The organism is Bacillus hominis, assembly GCF_018332515.1.
Classification (GTDB): Bacteria; Bacillota; Bacilli; order Bacillales; family Bacillaceae_G; genus Bacillus_A; species Bacillus_A hominis.
Genome location: NZ_BOQD01000004.1, coordinates 1 through 17428, shown reverse-complemented (window position 1 = coordinate 17428; position 17428 = coordinate 1). Strand labels below are relative to the sequence as shown.

At 34.7% G+C, this 17428-nt stretch carries 23 protein-coding genes and 1 riboswitch; of the genes, 18 read left to right on the top strand and 5 right to left on the bottom strand.

The genetic code is table 11. The features are described 5' to 3' along the window. The first annotated feature begins 70 nt into the window (after positions 1 to 70). Positions 71 to 115: riboswitch (PreQ1 riboswitch) on the top strand. A gap of 6 nt (positions 116 to 121) precedes the next feature. From KI356_RS00790 to KI356_RS00780, 3 genes are all read left to right on the top strand, one after another. Continuing rightward, a complete protein-coding gene (locus KI356_RS00790; RefSeq protein ID WP_128281584.1) occupies positions 122 to 607 on the top strand; it encodes a QueT transporter family protein in 486 nt (161 codons plus the stop codon). Between the two features lie 152 nt (positions 608 to 759). Beyond that, positions 760 to 1419 (top strand): ribonuclease H family protein, encoded by a 660-nt coding sequence (locus KI356_RS00785; RefSeq protein ID WP_212934566.1) that lies wholly within the window; start codon positions 760 to 762, stop codon positions 1417 to 1419. 12 nt (positions 1420 to 1431) lie between these two features. Continuing rightward, on the top strand, positions 1432 to 1608 hold the full coding sequence (locus tag KI356_RS00780) for a zinc-finger domain-containing protein (protein WP_033711748.1): 177 nt from the start codon (positions 1432 to 1434) through the stop codon (positions 1606 to 1608). A gap of 34 nt (positions 1609 to 1642) precedes the next feature. Here the strand turns inward: KI356_RS00780 and KI356_RS00775 are convergent, their stop codons facing one another. Both KI356_RS00775 and cspB read right to left on the bottom strand, forming a co-directional pair. Then, positions 1643 to 1891: a DUF2564 family protein gene (locus tag KI356_RS00775; protein WP_128281583.1), complete on the bottom strand. Its 249-nt coding sequence runs from the start codon at positions 1889 to 1891 to the stop codon at positions 1643 to 1645. Between the two features lie 120 nt (positions 1892 to 2011). Then, entirely contained in the window at positions 2012 to 2209 is a 198-nt protein-coding gene (cspB, locus tag KI356_RS00770) for a cold shock-like protein CspB (protein WP_128281582.1), read from the bottom strand. A 261-nt stretch (positions 2210 to 2470) separates the two neighbouring features. Between cspB and KI356_RS00765 the strand changes: the two genes are divergently transcribed. From KI356_RS00765 to KI356_RS00730, 8 genes are all read left to right on the top strand, one after another. Further along, a complete protein-coding gene (locus KI356_RS00765) occupies positions 2471 to 3199 on the top strand; it encodes a YqcI/YcgG family protein (RefSeq protein WP_128281581.1) in 729 nt (242 codons plus the stop codon). 139 nt (positions 3200 to 3338) lie between these two features. Next, the gene (locus KI356_RS00760) at positions 3339 to 3971 is read left to right on the top strand and encodes a LysE family transporter (protein ID WP_002117845.1); all 633 of its coding nucleotides are present in this window, start codon (positions 3339 to 3341) and stop codon (positions 3969 to 3971) included. Positions 3972 to 3990: 19 nt separating this feature from the next. Further along, the gene (locus KI356_RS00755) at positions 3991 to 4284 is read left to right on the top strand and encodes a cytoplasmic protein (protein WP_212934565.1); all 294 of its coding nucleotides are present in this window, start codon (positions 3991 to 3993) and stop codon (positions 4282 to 4284) included. A gap of 83 nt (positions 4285 to 4367) precedes the next feature. Then, positions 4368 to 4997, top strand: coding sequence for a sterol desaturase family protein (locus tag KI356_RS00750; protein ID WP_088058032.1), 630 nt, complete (start codon positions 4368 to 4370; stop codon positions 4995 to 4997). Between the two features lie 224 nt (positions 4998 to 5221). Further along, positions 5222 to 5563 (top strand): DUF485 domain-containing protein, encoded by a 342-nt coding sequence (locus KI356_RS00745; RefSeq protein WP_002117853.1) that lies wholly within the window; start codon positions 5222 to 5224, stop codon positions 5561 to 5563. Between the two features lie 2 nt (positions 5564 to 5565). Then, positions 5566 to 7116 carry a solute symporter family protein gene (locus KI356_RS00740; RefSeq protein WP_212934564.1) on the top strand — a complete coding sequence of 517 codons (1551 nt, stop codon included), beginning with the start codon at positions 5566 to 5568 and terminating at the stop codon, positions 7114 to 7116. 345 nt (positions 7117 to 7461) lie between these two features. Next, a complete protein-coding gene (locus KI356_RS00735; protein WP_128281578.1) occupies positions 7462 to 8811 on the top strand; it encodes an aspartate aminotransferase family protein in 1350 nt (449 codons plus the stop codon). A gap of 65 nt (positions 8812 to 8876) precedes the next feature. Beyond that, positions 8877 to 9155, top strand: a complete 279-nt coding sequence (locus KI356_RS00730) for a DUF3986 family protein (protein WP_128281577.1) — start codon at positions 8877 to 8879, stop codon at positions 9153 to 9155. A 62-nt stretch (positions 9156 to 9217) separates the two neighbouring features. Here the strand turns inward: KI356_RS00730 and KI356_RS00725 are convergent, their stop codons facing one another. Beyond that, positions 9218 to 10381 carry a cation:proton antiporter gene (locus KI356_RS00725; RefSeq protein ID WP_128281576.1) on the bottom strand — a complete coding sequence of 388 codons (1164 nt, stop codon included), beginning with the start codon at positions 10379 to 10381 and terminating at the stop codon, positions 9218 to 9220. A gap of 267 nt (positions 10382 to 10648) precedes the next feature. Between KI356_RS00725 and KI356_RS00720 the strand changes: the two genes are divergently transcribed. After that, positions 10649 to 11479 carry a MerR family transcriptional regulator gene (locus KI356_RS00720; RefSeq protein ID WP_212934563.1) on the top strand — a complete coding sequence of 277 codons (831 nt, stop codon included), beginning with the start codon at positions 10649 to 10651 and terminating at the stop codon, positions 11477 to 11479. 139 nt (positions 11480 to 11618) lie between these two features. Then, positions 11619 to 12974 carry an MATE family efflux transporter gene (locus KI356_RS00715; protein WP_212934562.1) on the top strand — a complete coding sequence of 452 codons (1356 nt, stop codon included), beginning with the start codon at positions 11619 to 11621 and terminating at the stop codon, positions 12972 to 12974. A 36-nt stretch (positions 12975 to 13010) separates the two neighbouring features. On the opposite strand, the gene KI356_RS00710 is transcribed toward KI356_RS00715, so the two are convergent. Continuing rightward, on the bottom strand, positions 13011 to 13676 hold the full coding sequence (locus tag KI356_RS00710) for a DUF421 domain-containing protein (protein WP_128281573.1): 666 nt from the start codon (positions 13674 to 13676) through the stop codon (positions 13011 to 13013). 153 nt (positions 13677 to 13829) lie between these two features. Between KI356_RS00710 and KI356_RS00705 the strand changes: the two genes are divergently transcribed. The 5 genes from KI356_RS00705 (at position 13830) to KI356_RS00685 (ending at position 16360) form a co-directional block, all read left to right on the top strand. After that, positions 13830 to 14408 (top strand): YdcF family protein, encoded by a 579-nt coding sequence (locus KI356_RS00705; protein ID WP_128281572.1) that lies wholly within the window; start codon positions 13830 to 13832, stop codon positions 14406 to 14408. 148 nt (positions 14409 to 14556) lie between these two features. Beyond that, a complete protein-coding gene (locus KI356_RS00700) occupies positions 14557 to 14874 on the top strand; it encodes a magnetosome magnetite crystal formation protein family (protein WP_128281571.1) in 318 nt (105 codons plus the stop codon). A gap of 190 nt (positions 14875 to 15064) precedes the next feature. Then, positions 15065 to 15799, top strand: a complete 735-nt coding sequence (gene nfsA, locus KI356_RS00695) for an oxygen-insensitive NADPH nitroreductase (RefSeq protein WP_128281570.1) — start codon at positions 15065 to 15067, stop codon at positions 15797 to 15799. A 55-nt stretch (positions 15800 to 15854) separates the two neighbouring features. Beyond that, the gene (locus tag KI356_RS00690; RefSeq protein WP_238486165.1) at positions 15855 to 16067 is read left to right on the top strand and encodes a TauD/TfdA family dioxygenase; all 213 of its coding nucleotides are present in this window, start codon (positions 15855 to 15857) and stop codon (positions 16065 to 16067) included. Between the two features lie 38 nt (positions 16068 to 16105). After that, positions 16106 to 16360, top strand: a complete 255-nt coding sequence (locus tag KI356_RS00685; protein ID WP_238486164.1) for an alpha/beta hydrolase fold domain-containing protein — start codon at positions 16106 to 16108, stop codon at positions 16358 to 16360. Positions 16361 to 16464: 104 nt separating this feature from the next. Here the strand turns inward: KI356_RS00685 and KI356_RS00680 are convergent, their stop codons facing one another. After that, positions 16465 to 17238, bottom strand: coding sequence for an SDR family NAD(P)-dependent oxidoreductase (locus KI356_RS00680; RefSeq protein ID WP_212934561.1), 774 nt, complete (start codon positions 17236 to 17238; stop codon positions 16465 to 16467). Positions 17239 to 17428 lie beyond the last annotated feature (190 nt).

Genomic DNA, 17428 nt, shown 5'->3' with positions numbered 1-17428 from the left:
GTTAATGATAGGAAACTATTGACGAAAGAGTGTGTATTGCGTAGAATATAATCTTGTTGCTTAAAAAACGAATAACGTGGTTCGAAACCATCCCACGTAAAAAAACTAAGGAGATTTTGTCATGAATATAAGAACATTAGTCGGTAATGGTATTTTAGCGGCATTATATATTGCTGTTTCTATGCTTATTCAGCCATTTGGCTTTACGAATATACAGTTTCGTATTTCAGAGATGTTTAATCATCTCGTTGTATTCAATAAGAAAGCAATTTACGGAATTGTATTAGGTGTATTTTTAACAAATCTCTTTTTCTCACCAATGATCGCTTACGATTTAGTATTTGGAGTAGGGCAATCAATTCTTGCACTACTTGCAACTATTATTTCTATGCGCTTTATTAAAGGTGTTTGGGCTCGTATGATTTTTAATACAGTTATTTTTACAATTACAATGTTTATGATTGCAATTGAACTTCATCTTGCATTTGATTTACCATTTATGTTGACTTGGTTAACATGTGCCATTGGTGAATTTGTTGTCATGGCAATTGGTATGCCTGTAATGTACTGGATTAATAAACGAGTACAATTTGAAAGATTTATGTAATAGATGAAAGAGCTATTCCTAAAGGGATAGCTCTTTTTGTATGTAATCGCATTGAATATAATGCTGTGACTCTTGATACAATATAATAAAATAAAGTGAGGCTTTCATTAGCTGGCTACATATAAGAAGTCTTATTATAAGGGGAATCTAGTATGAAATATAAAATACATTGGCTGTATAAAACGAAGCGTGGTTTACAAACTGAATTAACAACAGATTATATGAACATAGAAGAAGTGCTTCAATTCGCGGAGGATTTTGAGAAAACAGGTAGGGTGAAAGAACTTTTATTTTACGATGAAATGGATGCAGAATGGTCATTAAAAGAAATGAAAAAACTGAGTAAGCAAGTGGAGGAAGAACCTCAAGAAATTCAAGTTTATTTTGATGGTGGTTATGATGTGCAGACGAAAGAAGCTGGGGTTGGCATATGTGTATACTATAAAAAAGGAAATACAAATTATCGAATTCGTCGCAACGCATACATAGAAGGCATATATGATAATAACGAAGCGGAGTATGCAGCATTATTATACGGGATGAATACACTCGAGGAATTAGGAATTAAATATGAAGCAGTTACACTTCGGGGAGATTCTCAAGTTGTACTGCAGCAATTAGCTGGTGAATGGCCTTGCTATGATGAACATTTAAATCATTACTTAGATCAAATTGAACAAAAAGCGAAGAAAATGAAATTAAAGCTTGTTTGTGAACCGATATCTAGAAAACAAAATAAAGAGGCGCATCAATTAGCAACGCAAGCATTAGAAGGGACGGCAATTGACAGTCATAAAGAAATAACCGAATAGAGAGGTGCAAAGGTGAATAAAAAGCAACTCATTACAGAGGTAAATGACTTATTAGAGACGTATTGCGAAGGATGTTTCTTACAGAATCATAATCGGAAAAATCATAGTAAATACTATGCCCATTCTTTTTGTATACGGCAATGTACGGTTGGAGAGAAATTGAAAAAGTATGGGGAGCAATTGTCATGAAAAAACATCCAGAGAATTTTCTCTGGATGTTTTTTTAATGCTTCGCTTCGTGTAATTGCTGCTCGCATTTGCTTAATTTCTTTTCCTCATTCATTAGAAATGGCTCATCTAAATCTACCGCAACAGATTTCATAATTTCAAGCTGAGAACGAGCTGCTTCTACAGCAGTAGTAGCATGCTCTAATGTGTCTGGATCCATTGAAATTGTTGCAGAACCTACCATCTTTTGTGCAGTTTCTACACGGAATTTTACTTCTTCAAAATCATTTACTTCTGATCCCATTAATAATTCCTCCTTTGTATAGTGCGCATTTCACATAGTTTTTGCTCTGTAAAACGGAAATATACAAAGGAATAAACAAAGGAGGTTACCAAGTAAGGTAACCTCCTGTCATATGTTGGATTAAAGTTTTACTACGTTAGCAGCTTGAGGTCCGCGGTTTCCTTCAGTAATGTCGAAAGATACTTCTTGACCTTCCTCTAAAGCTTTGTAGCCGTCGCCTTGAATAGCAGAGAAATGTACGAATACATCTTCAGAGCCTTCCATTTCGATAAATCCAAAACCTTTTTCATTGTTAAACCATTTTACTTTTCCTTGCATGTCACAATTCCTCCTAAAAACGATTCCTTTTTTCATTTAGTGAAATTCATTAAAAAAATAATATAAATAAAAAATGCTATATTCTTGAATATTCTGCTAAATGATTAATTTAAATATACACGAATTGGTAGAATTTAGTCAAGTAAGCGGTTTTAAAATTTTGTATTTTTAAATAATTTTTTCTCGGATTTTTAAAAAGGTATAGGACAAGCCGAGTATGTAATATTCTTAAGTGAATGCTGTACATAATGAGGTGAAAGAATGGATGAGTCTTATTTATTAGATAATGAAGGAATGAAGAATAGAATCGACATACCAAATTGGGTTGCAAAAGAATTTCATAATTTTTCGAGTGTCGTGTTAGAACCAACTTTTCCGTGTTATTTCGGTTTAACAGCTTTGAAAAAGAATGAACTTCGTTATTCATTTCTCTCTCATAATGATTGGGGACATTTACCCAATACAATGTTATCTTTTTTAGAGTTAATGAGAGAGCGGCCGATTGTAAGAAGGGGATTTTTTCTTTTTGTGGAACCGGAATGTGAAGAAAAATCAATCGAATATTATCGAGATTATTTTTGGAAAGTACTACAATATTTGCATGAACAAGATAATCAATTATGGCCAAAGCAAATCCCAACAGATCCAGATCATTATTTATGGGAATTTTCATTTGGTGGTGAACCGATATTTGCGTTTGGGAATGCGCCAGCTTATAAACAGCGAAAGACTAGGCATTTAGGAAATTCTCTCGTTATTGGATTCCAGCCACGAACTATTTTCGATGGATTAGAAGGAGATCGTCCTAAAGGGGCTTATTCAAGACAAATGGTCCGTGAACGAGTTGAAAAGTGGGATCAGTTGCCGAAGCACCCTAACATTAGTCACTACGGCGATCCTAATCATCGTGAATGGAAACAATATTTCATAGGGGATGATATTGAGCCGATTAAAGGTAAATGTCCTTTTCATTATAGAGTAGAGAAATAAGAGCCATCAACTGGATGGCTCTTTTGTATATTTTGGATAAAAAAGGGTATTGTATTAGTGAATAATTTTTATGAAAGCTAGTCTATTTTCTATATTTGCATCATTACTTAATAGTAAAAGAAATAGAAAGGATAGAGCGATGTTTGGAGCAATTATACAACAAATAGTATTAGGTATTTCATTAGCTGCACCGGTAGGTCCAATTAATATTGAAATGTTAAAACGGGGAATTGAACGTGGATTTTGGCATGCGTGGATTGTTGGAATCGGAGGCATGACTGCTGATATTTTGTTTATGCTTCTTATTTATTTTGGTTTATCTTCTGTGTTTATGTATACATATGTACAAGCTTTTATGTACTGCACTGGGTTTTTCTTATTGTTTTATTTAGGATTTCAAAGTGTAAAACAAGGAATTTCCCACTCGAATATGGAATATAAAAAAGAAGAGGTAGGTGGCCTTAAACAATCGTTTATGGCAGGATTTTTAATTGCGATATCCAATCCATTAAATCTTGTTTTTTGGTTTGGCATATACGGAAGTACACTTAGCTCATTGCTTACAAAGGTAACGAAACAAGAAGCTTTCTTGTACAGTCTTTGCATTATTATTGGTATTATTTTGTGGAACTTAAATATTGCTTTTTCTGTACATTTTGGAAGGACTTTATTAAAACAAAAAGCACTTGGCTATATTACAGCCGGAGCAGGTATTATTTTAGTAGGATATTCTATCCATTTTGCATACAAAGCTTTACAGTTGTTCACATAAGATTGAAGGGGAGATTTTTATGTATCGAACCACTATTGACGGAAAAGAAATTATCATCACATTAGCACCAAAAATCCGAAAAGAAATTACTGATAGGAATCCACTATATGAAGCGGTATTTAAAAATACAGCAAGGTTGCTGCAAACGAAACAACCAACGTTTGCGGTAAATCATGAAGTATTTGGTCTCATTATTGGAGAAGTACAAAGGGGTGAAGTAACGGTGTTTGCAGTAGAACACATTATCCCGAAGCAAAATATATTTGGTCCGAACACTTTTTTCTCGACAATAGAACAGCAGGCAAATTTGTAAAGTGAATAGAATAAGAATAAAATAGAAAAGAAATGGTCGTAACGATATGTTACGGCTGTTTTTTGGGAAAAGGGGGAAGAAAGATGAAGAGAGTGGTAAAGGAGTTCTTTTTACAACATGATATTGTTATTATGTATAGTATTCTATTTATTTTTATCATTATTTTAAAAATGCAATTTTTCACTTGGATAGGTATGTTAGCGTGTGTGTTTGGGATTGCTTTTTATACGTTTAACGAATATATGACACATCGTTTTTTATTTCATTTAAAGCCGCCTAAAAACGCATTTTTATTAAAAATGTTAAGAAGATTACATTATGATCATCACGTATATCCAGATGATTTGAAACTTTTATTTTTGCCTGTATGGTTTAGTATACCTAGTTTTACTATATATTTACTTATATCGTACGGTATTACAAAAAGTGTTACTGTTACACTTTCATTTGGAATCGGAATGATTATCATGCTCCTCGTTTATGAATGGAAACATTATATTGCACATAAACCGATTCGTCCCTTCACTAAGTTTGGAAGATGGCTAAAAAAACAGCACATATTACACCATTATAAAAATGAAAAGTTTTGGTTCGGAGTTTCAAATCCAGTATTCGATTTTATATTTGGAACGCTTAAAGATGGAAAAGACGTTGAATTAAGTGAAACAGCTCGTAATTTAGAAAAGGAGACAAAGAAAGAAGTAGTGCGATAAGCACTACTTCTTTCTTAATGAGGGAAAAAGTAATTGAGGTTTCACTTTATTTTGAAAAAGTATATTAAAAATTTAAGAGAAATTGACGAAAAATGTCTATTGAAAAATCTTTGCAGGAATGTATGGATTGTCTAAAATAGAAATAGGTTTCTGAATATTTATAAAATTTCGTCTTTATGTATGCAAGGGGGAATTGTATTTTAAGTAAGAGAGGGGATCAGAGAATGAAACGAGATGATACGTCAGCACGTAAGTTACAAAATGAGGTGAATTATACAGAAGTTGTTCAGTCTGAAGAGTTTCAATTGTTATTAAATACGAAAAAGAAGTTTATCATTCCGATGAGTATTTTCTTTTTAAGTTTTTTTATTACATTACCTATTTTAACATCGTATTCAAAGGTGCTCAATACACCGGTATTTGGTGATGTGACATGGGCGTGGGTATTTGCTTTTGCGCAATTTATAATGACATGGGCATTATGTATGATTTATAGCAAAAAGGCGGAATCCTTTGATGAAATGTCGCAAAAAATTCTACAAAATATGCAAAAAGGGAGGGGCTGAATTTGAATACTACTGCGTTTGCACTATTTTTAATTATTGTTCTTGGTACGCTCGTCATAACCTATTTTGCATCAAAAAAAACGAAAAATGCGAGTGAATTTTATACGGCTGGAGGGGGATTAACTGGTTGGCAAAATGGACTGGCTATTGCCGGGGATTATATGTCTGCGGCGTCATTTCTTGGCATCGCCGGAGCGATAGCTTTAACAGGATTTGATGGGTTCTTTTATAGTATAGGTTTCTTAGTTGCTTACTTAGTTGTATTATACTTAGTTGCAGAACCGCTTAGAAATTTAGGGAAGTATACGTTAGCGGATATGATTGCGGCGCGTTTTGATGCGAAAAAGGTTCGCGGTATTGCAGCACTTAATACGATGACGATTTCGATTTTTTATATGATTGCACAATTGGTTGGTGCGGGTGCACTTATTAAATTATTATTAGGAATTGAATATACGACATCCGTTTTAATCGTTGGTACACTTATGACAGTTTATGTTATTTTTGGTGGTATGACTGCTACGAGCTGGGTACAAATTGTAAAGGCTGTACTACTTATGGCGGGTACATTTATCATTTCTGTTATCGTTTTCGCAAAATTTAATTTTAGTGTGACAGAAATGTTCGCACAAATGAAAACAGCTACTCCATTGAAGGAATCGTTTTTAAATCCAGGAGTAAAGTATAAAGATGGTCTTGATACACTTTCTTTAAATTTAGGACTAGTTCTTGGTACGGCAGGATTACCGCATATTCTTGTCCGTTTTTTTACAGTACGTGATGCAAAAACTGCACGTCAATCAGTTGTGTATGCTACGTGGTTAATTGGAGCATTTTATATTATGACGATTTTCTTAGGATTTGGTGCAGCGGCGTTTGTAGGGAATGAGGCAATTATTAAAGCAAATCCAGCCGGTAATATGGCAGCACCTTTATTAGCTAAAGCACTAGGTGGAGATTTCTTATTCGCATTCGTATCGGCGATTGCTTTTGCAACAATTTTAGCTGTAGTAGCAGGTCTTGTATTAACAGCGGCTTCCGCATTTGCTCATGATTTTTATAACGAGATTATTCGAAAAGGAAAATCAACAGAAAAAGAGCAAGTGTCAATGGCTCGTTATGCGTCTATTGGAGTAGCAATAGTATCTATTATACTTGCTTTATTTGCTCAAACATTAAACGTAGCATTTTTAGTATCACTAGCATTTGCAGTTGCTGCGAGTGCCAATTTGCCAGTTATATTGTTTACAATATATTGGAAGCGCTTTAATACAACGGGTGCAATTTGTGGTATGATTATCGGTCTTGTATCCGCAATCGTTCTCGTAGCGTTAAGTCCAAACGTTTGGAACCCTGTAGCTGGAAAAGCTATTTTTGTTGGGGAAGCGATATTCCCATATACGACACCTGGAATTGTTTCTATTCCGCTTGGATTCCTTGCAGCATATTTAGGAACTGTTTTCTCTAGTAAGAAAGAAGATGCAGCGAAGTTTGATGAAATTCTTGTGAAATCTAATACTGGTCATGGAATTAGTGATGCATCTACACATTAAAAAAGAGGAGCTTTTCGAAATATAAGAAAAGCTCCTCTTATTTTTGTCATTTTCTTATAAAGTGAAACTTTAATCAGTGTGGGGGATTGTTCATCCCCCCACACTGATTATTAGCCTTCACTAATCGGGCGTTTATGGGCAGTTAATCTCCCACCTAACTTCTTTGCTCCAGCTGAATTTTTGGGTGGGAGTTTTACTGCCCGTTAATGCGGGATAAATATTACATTATTTTTGGTAGGATTTGTCTTGGTTTTGTGGAATGAAAATAGCAGGGAGAGATTTAACTCATCATGGCACCAGCGCAGCTTTGTGAAAAATAAGTTGTTATGGAAGGTGGAAGAAATGATGAAAACAAAACAAACAGATGAATTATTAGCAAAAGACGAGCAATATGTTTGGCACGGAATGCGCCCCTTTAGTCCGAATAGTACAATGGTAGGGGCAAAGGCAGAAGGGTGCTGGGTTGAAGATATACAAGGAAAAAGATACTTAGACGGTATGAGTGGTCTTTGGTGTGTAAATAGCGGATATGGAAGAAAAGAGCTCGCAGAGGCAGCTTATAAGCAATTGCAAACATTATCATACTTTCCGATGTCACAATCACATGAACCAGCAATTAAGCTCGCTGAAAAGTTAAACGAGTGGCTTGGTGGAGAGTATGTTATATTCTTCTCTAATAGTGGATCAGAAGCGAATGAAACAGCTTTTAAAATAGCAAGACAATATTATGCTCAAAAAGGTGAACCGCATCGTTACAAATTTATGTCACGTTATCGTGGTTATCACGGAAACACAATGGCAACGATGGCAGCGACTGGACAAGCACAGCGTAGATACCAATATGAGCCATTTGCGTCAGGGTTTTTACATGTAACGCCTCCAGATTGTTACCGTATGCCAGAAATGGAATCACAAAATATTTATGATGTAGAGTGTGTGAAAGAAGTCGATCGTGTTATGACATGGGAATTAAGTGAAACGATAGCAGCATTTATTATGGAGCCAATCATTACAGGTGGAGGTATTTTAATGCCGCCACAAGACTATATGAAAGCTGTTCACGAAACATGTCAAAAACACGGGGCGTTACTCATTAGCGATGAAGTTATTTGCGGTTTCGGGCGTACAGGAAAAGCTTTTGGATTTATGAATTATGATGTGAAGCCAGATATTATTACAATGGCTAAAGGTATTACGAGCGCATACTTACCCTTATCAGCAACAGCTGTGAAAAAAGAAATTTATGAGGCATTTAAAGGAACAGGAGAATATGAATTCTTCCGCCATATTAATACATTTGGTGGCAATCCAGCGGCTTGTGCATTAGCGCTTAAAAACTTAGAGATTATGGAAAATGAAAATTTAATTGAGCGCTCTGCACAAATGGGTTCGCTTTTATTAAATCAATTAAAAGAAGAAATCGGAGAACATCCACTTGTTGGAAATATTAGAGGGAAAGGGCTATTAGTTGGAATCGAACTAGTAAATGATAAAGCGACGAAAGAGCCAATTGATAACGACAAAATTGCAAGTGTTGTAAATGCTTGTAAAGAAAAAGGGCTCATTATCGGACGCAACGGTATGACAACAGCGGGGTATAATAACGTATTAACATTAGCACCGCCACTTATTATTTCAAGTGAAGAAATTGCTTTCATTGTTGGAACGTTGAAGACGGCAATGGAACGTATTTAATAAATAGAGCGAAAGGAGCGAGCTGAAAGATAAGGCTCGCTTTTATTTATTAGGAGGGGCTTTTAATGGATAAATATGATCCTAACAAACATTATCACATCGGATACTATGAAGATGGACATGATTTAGAAGTGACGGCGTACAAAAGAATAAATGAGCCGGTTTGGGATGCCTATATTCCACACTATGAGGCAGATGATTTTTACAAAAAAGTGGAGGGAATGAAGCTAGGTGAATATATAGATGAATATGGCATTAAAGTATATTCATTTCGTGATGATATAGATGATGAAGAAGCACGAACCATTTTTGAAAAATGGTTAAAAAAGAACGGGATTGTTTAAAGATAAAACAAAAAGGAGATTACTATCTTATAAGATAGTAATCTCCTTTTTTTATAGTAAAGTTATTTACTTGCTTTCATTGCTTTATCTTTTGCACCAAAAGTGTATTTTAACATTGGTGGTGTAATCATCGTAGTTAAAATAACGACGATAACGATTGCTGTAAAGTAGTCTTGTGCTAATAGACCAGAAGAAAGTCCTGTTCCTGCGATGATAAGTGCAACTTCACCACGAGAGACCATACCAGCACCGATAATTGCAGAAGACTTTGCATCAAATCCAGTCATTCTTGCACCGAATCCACAACCGATTAGTTTCGTGAATACAGCGATTACTGTTAATGCTAAAATGAACCAAATTTGATCACCAATACCGTCAAATGTAATATTCATACCGATACTAACGAAGAATACTGGTACGAACATAGCGTAAGCGATTGGTTCTACTTTCTTTTCTACTTCATGTTTGTAGTTCGTTTGAGAAATTGCGATACCAGCTGCGAAAGCACCGATAATACCAGCAATTCCTAATAGTTCGCCGAAATATGCGAATGAGAAACAGATGATAAGTGCTGCGCTAACGATAGACTCCGATACGCGTAGTGGTGATAACCAACGCATAATCGCTGGAACACCTTTCCATCCGATTAAAATAATAGAAGCAAAGAATACTACTTTCTTCAAGATAACCATTGTTAAATTAACATCATCTGTACCTAAGAAGCTCATTGCAAATGCTAATAAAATAACAACAAGAATGTCATCAAATACAGCTGCACCAAGCATAGTAGTACTTTCACGTGTTTTCATCTTTCCTAAATCGCGAAGTGTTTGAACGGAAATACTAACGCTTGTCGCACATAGAAGTAATCCTAAAAATACAGCATTCCCTTGTTCCATTCCCATAACAAGACCAGAAACGTAACCACCTACGAATGGAAGAACGATACCACCGAGTGCAACTGCTAAAGAAGAATTACGATTTGCATTTAATTCCTCTAAGTCTGTTTCAAGTCCAGCCATAAACATTAAAAGAATAACTCCGACATTACTTAATTGCGTTAGAAGTTCTGAATTCTCAATCCAACCTAATACAGCTGGACCGATAACGATACCGACAATTAATTTACCTAGTACAGAAGGTTGACCTAATCTAACACTAAGATCACCAGCAAGCTTTGTACTTAATAAAATAAGTGCAATTTGAAAGAAAAATTCGAATTCCATTTAATCCTCTCCTTATCACTTTGTATTTTTATTAAACGATTTCTCGGAATTTGCCTAATGAAAATATGTAAAACCCATTAAACAAAGGGTCTGATTACAAGTTCTTTTGAACTCGTAATTTGAACCTGTAATTAATATATAATAAAATTTATTAAAAATCAATGAAAAAATAGCAGATTTTAATGAGAGGATTCGTTTTAGAAATGGGGGATATAGCTATATAATAGGAAGTAATAAAGTTTACATATAATGAATGGAGAAAGAAAAATGTTATTAAATCAACGTTTTACCATTGGAGAAATGGCGAAAATGCATAATATAGCGGAATCTACATTACGTTATTATGACGAGAAAGGAATTTTTCATCCGTCAACTGTTGATCCGCAAACCAATTATCGCTACTACACAATTGATCAGTTTTCACTATTAGATATGATTAAATTTTTACGCCAATTGAATATCCCGTTAAAGGAAATCAAAAAATATATTGATGAACGAAACCCGTCTTATGCACTGGATTTACTTGAAAAACAACAAGAAATGATGCTGAAAAAGCAAAGAGAAATCGAGTATGCTTTGGCAAAAATGGAACATAGGATTCATTTAATAAAGAAAGCGACGAAAGTGGAAACAGATCGAATTGTTATTAAAAAAATACCGAAGAGAAAAATAACAGCGATTGCGGTTGCACCGAATACAACGGATGATATGTTTGAATATTATATCCATTCGTTGCAAAAAAATATGAAGCAAATTGATAATAATCTATTTTCAGGGGATATCGGTGTAACAATTTCAAAAAATGCATTAATGAAAAATGAATTTCAAGCATATAGTAGTGTTTTTATTCTTTTGGATTATATGCCTTATCCAGTACATAGTTCAGATGAAATTAAAGCTGGTATATATGCGTGTGCGTATCACTATGGACCATATGAAGAAACAGAAATAACATATCAGGAGTTATTCAAACATATTGATAAAGAAGGATACGAAGTGAACGGAGATTCAATTGAGATTGGATTAATTGATTGGTCTGTAACAGAAAATCCAGAGGAGCAAGTAACAGAAATTCAAATTCCTGTAGTGAAAAAATAAGGTGAAACCCCTTGAATTGATTACAGATTTACACCTATTGATATAATTCAGTTGCCTATTTTTCAATTCTCTATTGACCTTCAAGTTACTTGAAGGTTTAAACTGTGAACAGAGCGTTGAGAAAAAGGAGCATATTAGTATGGAAGCAACAGAAAAGTTAAGAGAGAAACCGATAAAAAGTTTATTTATTTCGTATTTAATACCAGCAGTTCTTGGGATGGTATTAATGTCAGTGAATATTATGATTGATGCGGTCATGATTAGTAGAGGAGTTGGAGCGAACGGTTTAGCAGGAGTAAACGTGGCTGTTCCAGCGTTTTCAATTTTCTTCTCCATTTCATTATGGATTGGAATGGGCGGAGCAACGCTATATTCCATCGCACTGGGTGAAAATAAATTAGAAAGAGCAAGGTCTATTTTTACTCAATCTATGACAGTGGCAGTTATTATCGTAGGTGTTTTAGCGGCTATTTGCTTATGGAGAATAGAAGATTTAGCATATCTGTTCGGTGCAAATGAAGTGATTTTACCATATGCGTTAGATTATTTACACGTGTTATTAACATTTGGAATGATATATGTTTTAGAAAATATTTTAAGTACATTTATACGTAACGATGGAAATCCTAATTTAGCAATGGCAGGTCTTGTCGTAACAGCTATATTGAACATTATCTTTGACTATATCTTTATTTTCATCTTTGGATGGGGCGTAACAGGTGCTGCGTCAGCAACTATTCTTTCAGCAGCAATTGGTTTCCTAGTGTTATTAACTCACTTCTTTAGAAAAAGTAGTGTTTTAAAGTGGGTGAAATTCCATTTTGAATGGGATACGGTTAAACAAATTATGGTGATTGGTTTCCCAAGTTTTACAACTGAGATTACAGTAGCGATTGTAACGGTTGGTTTTAATATCGCTTTTGTTCAATATGCAGGAGAAGTAGGTGTCGCTTCTTATGCGATGGTCAATAGTATTCATGCAATGACACTACTATTATTCTTCGGTGTTGGTGCCGCATTACAACCTATTGCTAGTTTCCATTATGGTGCAAATTTACCAGAAAGACTGCGTGAAGGATTACGGTTAGCTGTAAAAATTGCAGTTATACTCGGAGGCGTAGCAATTGTTGTTGGTTTATTCTTCGGGAAATATATAATTGGTTTGTTTGATGTTCAATCCCCAGAACTATTGGAGTTAACATTAACAGGTATTAGTTTATTCTTTATCCAATATGTATTTTTAGGCTATAACATTGTGTATGGAGAGTATTTTCAATCAGTGCGACAAACGACAAAATCAGTTCTTATTATTTTGAGCCGTGGTTTACTATTTATTATTCCATTGTTATGGATTATGCCGAAATTATTTGGTGTAAATGGAATTTGGCTCGTTATGCCAGTAGCTGAAGTATTGACAGCGATTATCGTATTTACGATGAATCGTATGAAACATCCTGTTCCGTTAAATATGGCAGGAAAGAAAGAAGCAATATAGTGAAGAAAATCCCCTTGAACAAATAAGGGGATTTTTTCATTCTTTTAAACTAATCGCAAAAGATCCATCCGTTTCTTGAACAGACGCAAAAGCAACGTTTTTAATATTTGTGATGCCTTTTTCTTTTAACTCTTTATATAACCACTGTTCATCTTTATGGATTAACTTTAAGTTATCGTATTGAATTTGTGAATCAACGATAAGAGCAATTGGTAATCCTGCATACTTAACATCTATATTCATATCTTTTGGGGTTAATGGTACAAGTTCTCGCTTTGGTAAAATGCTAATGGCCCCATTCGCTTCTAAAATAGCGTACTCAATTTCATGAACACTTGGATATCCGGCAACGCGAAGGTTAGAAAGCAATTCGGGTATTGGATATCTACTTTTTTGTAAGTTCTCAAAAATAATATCACCATGTTTAATTAAAATAATGGGGTGTCCGAGAATAAAACGATTTAGTTTGTTGAGTAAGCTTAATTTTGTAAGAAGTAAATGCAAACATGTAATAACGACCATACCGAGAAATGCTTGTAAAGCACCAGCGACTGGTATGGCTTGAAAAGCTAAATAAGATAAAAAGATAATAGCCCCAAAATCATGAGGAGTTAGTTGTGCCAATGCAGATTTCCCAAGTAGCTTAAGTGATAGTAAAAATAAGATGAAAAAGAACGATACATTAAATAAAAAGAGAAGCAATAGGGACACTCCTTCGTGCGAAGTTGTACTTACTATTCCCAAAGATATGATTAATATTACTTTAGAGGGTAATTTATGCTGAATTGGAATTTATCTGTATACAAATGAATCAGTGGATATTATGATAAATAGAAAAAATAGGAGTATATATGAATGTTAAAGAAAAAAATTATAAAGTATAGTTTAGTAATCTTGATGATTGGTGCTGTTTATGCAGGTTTTTTGCAATATAATATTTATAAGTATGGACATATGAAAGCGCCTGATGATGCTGATTACATTATTGTACTCGGATCGAAAGTAAATGGAACGAAACCGTCTTATTCATTGCAATATCGTATTGATAAAGCAGCTGAGTATTTAAAATCACATGATAAAACAATTGCTATCGTATCTGGAGGCCAAGGAAAAGGTGAAGATATTACAGAAGCATTAGCGATGAAACAAGGATTAATGAAACAAAATATTGCAGAAGACCGCATTATAATGGAAGACCGTTCGACGAGCACAGATGAAAATATTAAATTTTCAAAACCTCTTATCCCTGAACATATGAAAAAAGGGATGATTGTAACGAACGATTTTCATATGTTCCGAGCAAAAAAGATTGCAGAAAAACAAGGATTGACATTAGAAGGTCTTCCGGCGAAAACACCGAAGCCAATTATTATTCAATCGAACGTTCGAGAATATTTAGCGATCACACAATATTGGTTATTAAATCGAATATAATCAACTTAAATCCCACCTGAAATTTCAGGTGGGATTTACATTAAGATAAATCTTACAAATGTGTCATCTTAATGAAAGGTAAAGCGATAGTTTCTAAAGTGGTTTCCTGACATAATGAAGGTAACAAAAAACTTTAGAGGTGAATCGTATGAAAGGGAATAATATATTATCTTCGCTTTGTTACTTTAGTATCTTTTTTGCACCATTTTTACTGCCAATTATCGTGTACTTTGTTGCGGAAGATGAAGTGAAATATCATGCGAAAAAAGCATTTTGGTCACATGTTTTCCCGTACGCAATTTTATTTGGAGGATTAGCACTCTCAGGAGTATACGGTTTAAGTTTCAATCAGTCTGAGAGCGTTGGAATTGGGATGGTTATAACGTATGCGGTGTTTATTCTTGTAGGGATTTACTACTTTATTTGGAACATCGTTAAAGGTATTAAAGTTTTGAAAGCAATTTAACAAAAATTGAATAACAGCATATAAGCCTGTCGTTATTTGTTGATAAGTCGATATAATTTCATATACCGTATTAATAGACATTATAAAAAGAGTAATTCACAAAGAATTGCTCTTTTCGTGCTTATAAGTTGTGAATAATAAAAAATATATGTTAATTTTTCATTATGAAGAGAAAAAAGGAGTGACCCTCATGAATGAGATGATACGTAAGATGGAGCAACATGTTTCAGTTCGTAAGTATAAAAAAGAAACAATTTCAAAAGAAATAGTAGAAAGAATGGTGCAAGCTGCTCAGCATGCGGCTTCCTCGCACTTTGTACAGGCATATTCTGTTATATATGTAACAGATCAAGAGCTAAAAGCTAAACTAGCAGAGCTTTCTGGAAATCGTCACGTGAAAGACTGCGCGGCATTTTTTGTTTGTTGCGCAGATTTAAAGCGACTTGAAATGGCATGTGAAAAACATGGTACAGAGATAAAACATGAAGGAGTGGAAGACTTTATCGTTGCGACGGTAGATGCTTCACTTTTTGCACAAAACTTAGCACTTGCAGCTGAATCTTTAGGATACGGCATTTGTTATATTGGCGGAATTCGTAATAACCCGAAAGAAGTGAGTGAATTGCTTCATTTACCGGATAAAGTATATCCGGTATTCGGAATGACAGTCGGCGTACCAGATGAAGATCATGGAGTAAAACCAAGATTACCAGTAGCGGCAATTCTTCATGAAAATGGATACGATGAAAAGAAATATGATGAATTATTAAACGAATATGATGAAACGATGAGTGCGTATTACAAAGAAAGATCGTCAAATCAAAAAAACGTAACATGGACGGAATCAATGAGCACATTTATGTCAAAAGAGAAGAGAATGCATATGAAAGAGTTTTTAAGTGGGAAAGGATTAAATAAAAAATGATTGAAAAGACAAACCTGAGATGCGGGTTTGTCTTTTTTTTGAGGAGAAATGTATTTTGTTTGCTATCATATACATCAAAAGCACTTTATTTCTTGTTAAACAAAAGGGTTTAAAAGCACCTAATTTTAACAAGGAAGACTTTCTCATTCCAGACCTTTCTGACGAAATTGCATACTTTGTGGAAGAATTAGAGAATGGGAGGGGTTTTCTATTAATTCGTGGATTGCCAATGGAAAGGTATACGGATGAAGAAGTGAGCATTATTTAAGAAGTTATGAGGACAGTTATAATGAATACGCTTCTCCTTTGGTTGCTGAAGATTTAAGTGTTCTCCCGCCAGCAATCGTAATCACGGCAGAAAATGATGTGCTTCGGGATGAAGGGATGGCTTATGCTGAACGTCTGAAAAAATTTGGTGTGCAAGCTGAATATGCATGTGAACTCGGTATGATCCACGGCTTTTTTGCAAACATGGCTATTTTCTCTAAGAACATTGAATCAACTGTTTCTAAGATTGACAAGTTCTTGAATACTGCTAAATATACAGTAGGGATAGATTGAGGTAAAAAGTTCTAAAAAACGAGCTCTAGCTTTTAGCGAGGCTCGTTTTTAAATACACTATTATTGGTAATCTACGATACAGTTACAATATCTATCCTAGCTTTTTAGTAAAAAACGGTATCTCCAATTCCGCCGGTTACCGAAATGACATCACCAGTAATCGATGCCGCCAAAGGTGAAGCCAAGAAGGTAATGACATTAGCAATTTCTTCTACTGTAATCAAGCGGCCGATTGCATTGAGTGAGGCCATCTGACGCACAGCCTCTTCGTTAGTGACTCGGTTTCTAAACATTTCCGTATCGACAATCCCTGGATAAACAGCATTGACGTTAATTCCATGCTTTCCTAATTCCAATGATGCGGATTTTGTTAAATGGACAACAGATGCATTACGTGGACCGGAACTAAAATAATTGCCGCCAATTCTAGCAGCCAGACCACTTATATTTATAATACGTCCCCAATTATTTTCTATCATATAGGGAGCTACAGCTCGGATACAGCGAAAATAGCCCATATACTTTTCTTCAAAATCTTTCAAAATAAGTTCATCTTTAATACTATTAAAATCTTCTGGCTCAAAGCCGCCAACACGAGCTCCACTGTTGACTAAAATATCGATGCCTCCCATTGCTGCTGCTGATTTTTCAACTAAATTTAGGATAGAGTCAGGATCAGTAGTATCTGCCACAATCGGATAGATATTTCTTTTTGTTTCTTGGGTTAATTCCTCTGCCGCAATTTTTAGTGAGGATTCGTTTCTTGAACAAATCGTACAATCTACACCTTCCAGAGCTAACTGGCGGGCAGTAGCTTTACCAATCCCACGGCTTCCTCCAACAATAAGTGCTTTTTTTCCAGATAACTTTAAGTCCATATTCCAACCCCCTATTTTGACTTAACCGTAAAACAAACTTGGAAATAATTTTACGGCATATTAAATCATGTCTAATTTTAATTCTACAGATACTTTCTAATTAAATAAAATTAAAAGTTTTAATTTGTAAGTAAGTATTAATAATATAAAGAAAGTTATTTTGTAAATAATGAAAATAGGGTCGATACCT